Here is a 1,929-nt window from a genome sequence, read left to right on the forward strand (position 1 = left end):
CCGGTATCCCGGTGGCGACCGGCGGAGTCGGTGCCGGCGCGGCGTGCGCGGGTGCCGCCGCCGCCCGAGGTACCGCGGTGGGCAGTGCCGGCACGGCGGCGAGGACGCCGAGACAGTGCACGAACACTGCGAGGGCTCTGTGGTGTCGTCTCGATGCAGGCATACGAACGAACCTCCGGACCCGAAGCTATGGGCCCAGGACCGCCGTGCGGGTACGAACTCGGCATTCCCGCCCAGCCGGCCGGTCGACGGCGTACGCTGCGCCCCCCACGGCCGGGTCCGGCGGCGTGCCGTCGGCCGCGCGCGGGTGAGCGGCGGGCGTCGGGGATAGATTGGCCGGGTGCGTATCGCTCGTTTTGCTCATGCCAAGGGAATGTCGTTCGGGGTCGTCGAGGGGGAGCCGGAGGCCGGGCCGCAGGGCCTGACCATCGCCGAGATCGAGGGGCACCCGTTCGGCCAGATCCAGTTCTCCGGTGCCCGGTGGGCGCTCTCCGACGTCCGGCTGCTCTCGCCGATCCTGCCCAGCAAGGTGGTCTGCGTCGGGCGCAACTACGCCGAGCACGCGGCCGAGCACGGCAGCGAGGTGCCAAAGGAGCCGCTGCTCTTCCTCAAGCCCTCGACCTCGGTGATCGGGCCGCGCGACGCGATCCGGCTGCCGATCTTCTCCAAGCAGGTCGAGCACGAGGCGGAGCTGGCCGTGGTGATCGGCGCGCCGGGTGCGCGCCGGGCCGACCGGGCCGCCGCCGAGCGCGCGATCTTCGGCTACACCTGCGCCAACGACGTCACCGCGCGGGACCTCCAGCGGTCCGACGGGCAGTGGACCCGGGCGAAGGGCTTCGACTCGTTCTGCCCCATCGGTCCGTGGATCACCACCGGGCTGGACGTCTCGGACCTGGAGATCCGGTGTGAGGTCGGCCGCAACCCCGAGGAGATGGAGGTACGCCAGCTCGGCCGGACGAAGGACATGGTCTTCGACGTTCCGGCCCTGGTGTCGTACATCTCGCACGTCATGACGTTGCTGCCCGGCGACGTGGTGCTGACCGGTACGCCGGCGGGGGTTAGCCCGCTCACCGACGGGGATACGGTCACCGTGCGGATCGAGGGGATCGGCGAGCTCAGCAACCCGGTGGTCCCGGTCGCCTGATCCGTCCGATGCCTCGTTTCCGCAGGTCAGGTGCGGTTCGGGGGGTTGGATTTGGCCTGTTGGCACCGGGAGGGTAAAGTTCATTCCCGGCGCCGCAAGGGGTCAATGGGGTATGGGGTAATTGGCAGCCCGACTGATTCTGGTTCAGTTAGTCTAGGTTCGAGTCCTGGTACCCCAGCGCAGCCGCGGATTCGGGAGAATCCCGGACGCTGGATTCTGCGGAGTTCCGGTCCACCCGTCCTCGGGTGGCGGGAGATCCTCTGGTAGAGTGCAGCTTCCTCGCCCGGCAGGGAGGGGAAGCACAAAGTTCTGGCCCCGTCGTCTAGCGGCCCAGGACGCCGCCCTCTCAAGGCGGTAGCGCCGGTTCGAATCCGGTCGGGGCTACAGCGCTGACAGCCCGTCCCACCTCGGTGGGGCGGGCTTCTTCGTGTCCGCCGGCGGGCTCCGGGCCGGTCGACGTGGGCCGGCCGGCCGCGACCCCTCGTCGAGCCGGTGAGGCGGTGCCGCTAGACTACTGCCGCATCGCCCGCCAGGGTGGTGAACAGGAAAAGTGCCTGGCCCCGTCGTCTAGCGGCCCAGGACGCCGCCCTCTCAAGGCGGTAGCGCCGGTTCGAATCCGGTCGGGGCTACCACTCGAACGGCCCGTCTCGCTCCCGCGAGACGGGCCGTTCGCCGTTTCACCTGGCCCCTCCGGTTGATCATGAAGTTGTTGCCACCGACATCGGCGGGTCGCGGCAACAACTTCGTGATCAACCGGTTCGGTCGGGGGGGGTGGGTAGGAGAGG

General features: G+C 70.0%; 1 protein-coding gene and 3 tRNA genes. All 4 read left to right on the forward strand.

The features are described from left to right. The first annotated feature begins 340 nt into the window (after nt 1–340). Entirely contained in the window at nt 341–1,144 is an 804-nt protein-coding gene (locus DKL51_RS28985) for a fumarylacetoacetate hydrolase family protein (RefSeq protein WP_109947057.1), read from the forward strand. Nucleotides 1,145–1,250: 106 nt separating this feature from the next. After that, a tRNA-Gln gene (locus DKL51_RS28990) sits at nt 1,251–1,322 on the forward strand. 133 nt (nt 1,323–1,455) lie between these two features. Then, nucleotides 1,456–1,528, forward strand: a tRNA-Glu gene (locus tag DKL51_RS28995). A gap of 172 nt (nt 1,529–1,700) precedes the next feature. Continuing rightward, nucleotides 1,701–1,776: transfer RNA gene (locus DKL51_RS29000), tRNA-Glu, on the forward strand. Nucleotides 1,777–1,929 lie beyond the last annotated feature (153 nt).

This window comes from Micromonospora globispora (assembly GCF_003857015.1).
GTDB lineage: Bacteria > Actinomycetota > Actinomycetes > Mycobacteriales > Micromonosporaceae > Micromonospora > Micromonospora globispora.